Below are 5,751 nucleotides of genomic sequence, written 5' to 3' on the forward strand. Positions count from 1 at the left end.
ATGAGCCGCAAAAAACTGATCCGTGACGGCGCTGCCGAATGTGCGGGTTACGATCCACCCTGGACACCAGGTCCATTTCGTCGCAACGAAGTCCTCGTTCGTATCAAATAAAAATGCGAGCCGTGCCCGTTCATTATTGGGAATGAAATCAGCCGACCTGCTTTTGTGATTGCACCTTGCATACCCTTAGGCAGCCTCTGTCTATGCTGAATCAAATCGTTCCCATCGTTTGAATTCAACTTGACTTTCTGGTGTTTATGATGGCAGTCTTTTCGTTTAGTGTCATTCATGCTGATGAGACATTATACTATTCGTACGTTGCTGACGAAATTGATGTCTGAATTCAGAAAGAGACTCCCATGGTAAAACGCTGCTGCAATAGCTTGCTTTTAATAGTGATGCTGATGTCTTGTCCTTTCGAGAGTTCTGCTGCAGAGACTTTTCGGCGGATTACGGATATCGAATATGCAGCCGTCGATAATCACCGGTTGCTGCTGGATCTCTACATACCGGAAGCACAAACAAATCCTCAACTTCTGGTATGGGTACACGGGGGTGCCTGGCGCGCGGGTTCGAAATCTAATATGCCGCTCATTCCTCTGGTGAATCAGGGGTATGCTGTCGCGAGTGTCGAATATCGTCTGTCTCCCGTTGCAAAATTTCCGGCACAAATACATGACATCAAAGCGGCAATCCGTTTCCTGCGCGGCTCGGCTTCGAAATATGGTTATCATGCCGACAAGATTGGGATACTGGGGTCGTCCGCCGGCGGGCATCTCGTAGCGTTAATGGGAGTGACCAATCATCACCGGGAGCTAGAAGGTGATCTGGGCGAATTCGATCAGGAATCTTCAGCCGTCGATGCGATTGTTGATTATTACGGCCCCACGAACTTCATGACGATTCTCAATCAGTCCACGCCGCATGGATTGAGTGTGCGTGTTCCTGCATTGCAGTTGTTACTGGGAACGCGGCCGGAAGAAAATACAGCATTAGCCAAACTGGCAAGCCCGGTTTTCCATGTTGATGCCCGGGATCCGCCATTACTGATGATTCATGGTGATCAGGATCCACAAGTACCGATTAATCAGTCGCATGAGTTGCATGGCGCCTACAAAAAACAGAACCTGGATGTCACCTTCGAAGTCATCCACGGCGGTGCGCATGGAGGTCCTGAGTTCTTCGACGAAAAACGCATCAAGCTGGTGGAATTGTTTTTGCGAAAGCATCTTAGCAGTAATACCGAGTGAAGTGCTACGTTGACCGAAGCAATGAAGGGGGCCGTCCCCTCATTACAGAGCCGCTTTTGCAGACTGGAACAAGTAGGATACGAACAATGATAATCGCTACCTGCGCTGTGTGAGTTTAGGTTGTCCCAGAACCCGACTAGAGTGCCGTTCAGACTCGTGAATTTGTACTCATTAACCCGCATTTCCCATTTGACTTCCCACACTTTGGCATACGATTTCCGTCAGTAAATCCTGGTCAATACATGCTCTTCTGCAAATGACCCAGTCAATCGCATTTTTATCAGCCCACTGTTATCCTACGCTACCGTGATGACCTGAGTTTGCTTTAGAATGTCCGTGAAAATGCCCGAACAGCCGCACCTGAACGAGCAAGGATTAATGATCTGGGCAGAGTCGTCGCATTGCTGTCCAACTGAATTCCTTGCCGATGGAACATAAGCCAATGATGTCCACAGTTCTTATGAAAATCCGAAACGACACTTGCTCTATACTGACGATTTTCTTCCTGATGTTTTCATCCAACTTCATAGCTGCTGAGGAGACTCCGGTTGATGTGGATCTTCCACTGCGACACTCGTTTCCGGGTTCTCGAGTCCCTTTTGCCGACAAGATGGATAACGGGATCATGAGTGACCTTGTGAAGGAATTGCACCTTTACGGGGCCGACCCAACGCATGAATACATTATCAGCACCTTCAACACTCAGCAATTCGTGTTGCCGCTCACCCGTGTCGTGATAGAAATCAAGGACATCACTGACAACGTGGTGGTGTGCAGTTTTCGAGCGCAAACAATGGAACCCACTACGGTTGCTGCTTTTGTTGACACGCTCCCGGCTACCATCAAGCTAACTGATGTCGTACTCGCGTCAAAAACGAAAATGTACGCCGTAATGAGGGTGGACTGGTCGGCGGCGACAGATGCAAATCGCTCTTACACAACGGTTGCTCAGGCGGGGATTCATGCCTCACGCATTTTGTCAGATGAAATGATCGCGGACTATCTTCGCCGCGACTCCTGGCACCAGGTGATCCGCTGCGGCGCTGGTGAAACCTACACTACGTTGAAGGCTGCTGTTGAGGCGACCTATTCACCGCTGACCGGCTCGGCCACGATCAACGGGTCTCCTATTTGCGAGTTCGCGCACTACCACAACCGGGTTCTGATCGACATTGTGGATGATGGCGACTTCAAGGCGACGGGCCTCTATCTGCCCGATTGGGTGGATGTGCGCGGTAACGGCAGGGACCGGACCTTTATTCGCCGCGAGAACACCGATCCGGACCCGCTAATCGAGCAGCGGACCAGCGGGAAATTCATCGACTGCACGTTGGTCAGCGAAACCGCAAACGAATACTGCATCCATTCCGATGACTTCAACCGAAACAGTACGGGCGACAAAAAACAAAACGTGCGCCTACGCCAGTCTTACAAGCGCCTGCGCCTGCAAGGTGGGACGGGGCACAACGGTTGGCTGTTCGGTAATGGCATGTCCTCGGGGCAGGTGATCGAGTTCGAGGATGTGATTGGAGAACATCTCGACGCCTCTGCCACGGAGCCTGCTTTCGGCTTTCACAATACCGGGCCAACACTCCGCAACCCAACGTTGAAAGTGTCCTATAAGTCCGCTCAAGTGACGATGCGCGGCTGTTCCTCGCCGGATCAGATTGGGATTGAAATTTCCACGATAGAACCGTCCGCAATCTGTCATCTCACCCTGATCGACAGCGACTTCAACCTGATCAAACACGAAACATCTAGTGGCAACGAGGTGCTTTCCGATCTGGCGCGCGACCGCGTGGCATGGCAGATTGGGGGACGGCATGACGGCCCTTGGATTAATGTCGATCCGGTTGGGCAGATCGTCCTTAAAACGACCGCTGGCCAGATTCCAAGCGGTACCGCGAGCGCGCTGATCTTCGGAGCCATGGACGAACTTGGCCGTGGGGAAAAGTGGATCAAGGATGCCACCGATTATGATCTGGGTTCACGTCTTGGCGACTGTTCTTCGGTCAACAAAATGCTGACCATCGGCAGTGAAACCTGTACTTTCACGGCGGACGAAACGAAAAAAAGTAATGCTGAGTTGATCGCAGAAATCAATGCGTCGATCACGTCACACCCGGTTTCGGAAGTTGATTTACAGCTTGAATGGGCGCCTGATGCGGTGCCCAAGCGTCGAATGAACAACAACACCGGTTCAACAATCCCCAAGGGGCGCTTTGTTAAATTCACCGGGGCCGGGACCATAGCTCTTTGCGGTACCAATGAAAATCCTGCTGGATGGACGCACCGCGATATCCTGAATGGCGACGATGGGTATGTGATCCTGACGAAGCGGATCGCTGACGATTACATTGAGAATGCAAGCGGATCGACCGGAAAGTGGGGCATCACAGCCAGCGGCGAATTAGATTATTCTGTCACGACCAAACTGGGGCTGACGAATGGCGGCATCGTAACTGTTTATTGATGATGACGTACCCGTTCAAAAAGTAAACGCCAGCAATAATGGGAAACCGGTATTGGAGATTTTTGCGAAATTACACCTCATGCTGTCGTGTTTTCTGGACCAGGTAAATTTATCTCGGCAAGAATACCGTGATGGTCGGACAGCCTGAGCTCTTCCGAATATTGTCGATCCAGCACTTCAATATTCTGTACCTGCAAATAGTTTTGCAGGGTTTCGAGCCACTCCGACTTTAAAGAGCATTCCAGGTACCGCCTGACGGGCATGGGAGGCTTTAAACCAGTCGGCAAGGCTGGTGAACTCAAGCACGTTTCACTTTCGGAATCTTCCTACACAAATCAGGTTGATACTGAGGGGGCAATCATTGCCTTAATCCGTCAGGACATCAGTAACGATGACATGGGTGCCTTTGTTGAGATTCCCCGTATTCTCGGTCGTATGTCTGCCTTGAAGGTTGAGACTGCCGTCTATGAATTGTTACTGAGTAATCCAAATGGGTTCTTTAGCAGCGGAAACAACAACTACCTTGAAGGTGTTGAGACTGTTCTCAGCATCGTATCGTTGACGAGTGGGGAAAAGACATTCCTTGATCAAGTTGACGCGAATGGTAAGCCTATCTTGCTCACTCCTTCGGTATTGCTCGTTCCAACTGATCTCAAAGTTACCGCTCAACAACTCTATGCAGATTTGAAGGTTGTGACTGGTGAATCTCAAACCGTTACGGATGGGAACCTGCATCAAGGCAAGTTTAAGCCGGAAGCAAGCCCCTTCTTAAATGCTCAAGGCATTGCAGGAAGCAGTACCAATGCCTGGTATCTCTTCAGTAACCCGGCAGATGTAGCGGCAATGGAAGTTGCATTCTTAGATGGCCAGCAGAACCTAACGATTGAGCACTCTGACACTGATTTCGATACTCTCGGGATGAAGTGGAGAGCCTATCATGATTTTGGTGTAGCAATGGCTGATGAGAAAGCCGCATTCAAGGCGAAGGGTGAGGCTGCTTAAGAATCCTCTTTGCGTACCCGGTCTCCCTTTTTGTTACTAGTGAGGGGGATCGGGTTTTGTTTTATTGGTTATTGTTTTGCGACTAAGAATTTGAATTATCACTGGAGTGATTGAGAACGTGCCATTTAAAGAAATCATGTCCATCTTCCGATAGTATTGCGTTGTTTGAGGGGATAGAGACGAGTAAGCCAACAGCAACTAAATCGGTCACCCCTATTTCATTTATTGAAACGCTCTGTTCCGCAAGTAATGTAACTCTATTCGAAAGAAAAAATGAGAGATCAACCTTTTCCATTATGGTAGCAAATTCATTTTGTGTTGTATCTTTTTCCTCTTCAAATTGCTCTGTTTCTAGTTTTTGTTTTAGATCAAATAATTCTTTATCCTTTTGAAAAATCTCTTGGTCTTTGGCAAGCAATTGTCGTTTTGTCTCGATGTCCCCGCCTTGTAGTGAAAAATGTTTTGACCAAACAGCACTGATTAACTGACCTAGTTGAATTTTGTCGTAGTCGAGTGGCATCAAGTGAAGTAGATCGTCCGTAAGCTCAGGGTATTTCTCAGATATCTGGTCATAAGTGTCTTCTGCATCAAAAATGGAAATAATTTTATTGAGATCATAGTTCCCTTTTTGCGATTCATCTCTGAGTACATGTTTTATTTCTTTATCGACCCATGCTGAATTCAAAGAATTTTGAGTAAAAAAAAGTAATGCAACATCAGCTTTGTCTAACACATCACGAAAAATGGATTTCCTCAAATTCTTACCAGGAGGAATCTTTTTTTTATCAATCCACACATTGATAAAACACTCTTCTAAGTCTTGAACAATGGGTTCTATATATTCTTTTTTATCTTCAGATGAATGGCTGACAAATACTAATACTGAGTCGCTCATAAACGTAGCTTTCTTCTAAAGAGGTACACTTGTAACGGTACTGATAATGGCAAAATATGTTTGCTAAATCAACACATAACTAGTGGGTGTCCCGAAAGCGTTTTGGTTCGGAACTAATAGCATGAAAATGT

At 47.9% G+C, this 5,751-nt stretch carries 4 protein-coding genes; 3 read left to right on the forward strand and 1 reads right to left on the reverse strand.

The genetic code is table 11. The features are described 5' to 3' along the window. Window positions 1–404: 404 nt before the first annotated feature. The 3 genes from Q0668_RS25460 (at window position 405) to Q0668_RS25470 (ending at window position 4,725) form a co-directional block, all read left to right on the forward strand. Entirely contained in the window at window positions 405–1,250 is an 846-nt protein-coding gene (locus tag Q0668_RS25460; RefSeq protein WP_298869376.1) for an alpha/beta hydrolase, read from the forward strand. A gap of 427 nt (window positions 1,251–1,677) precedes the next feature. Continuing rightward, a complete protein-coding gene (locus Q0668_RS25465) occupies window positions 1,678–3,723 on the forward strand; it encodes a hypothetical protein (RefSeq protein WP_298869377.1) in 2,046 nt (681 codons plus the stop codon). A gap of 261 nt (window positions 3,724–3,984) precedes the next feature. Continuing rightward, window positions 3,985–4,725 (forward strand): hypothetical protein, encoded by a 741-nt coding sequence (locus Q0668_RS25470; protein WP_298869378.1) that lies wholly within the window; start codon window positions 3,985–3,987, stop codon window positions 4,723–4,725. 82 nt (window positions 4,726–4,807) lie between these two features. Here the strand turns inward: Q0668_RS25470 and Q0668_RS25475 are convergent, their stop codons facing one another. Continuing rightward, window positions 4,808–5,620 carry a toll/interleukin-1 receptor domain-containing protein gene (locus Q0668_RS25475; protein WP_298869379.1) on the reverse strand — a complete coding sequence of 271 codons (813 nt, stop codon included), beginning with the start codon at window positions 5,618–5,620 and terminating at the stop codon, window positions 4,808–4,810. Between the last annotated feature and the right edge of the window lie 131 nt (window positions 5,621–5,751).

It is taken from the genome of uncultured Gimesia sp. (assembly GCF_937910335.1).
Classification (GTDB): domain Bacteria; phylum Planctomycetota; class Planctomycetia; order Planctomycetales; family Planctomycetaceae; genus Gimesia.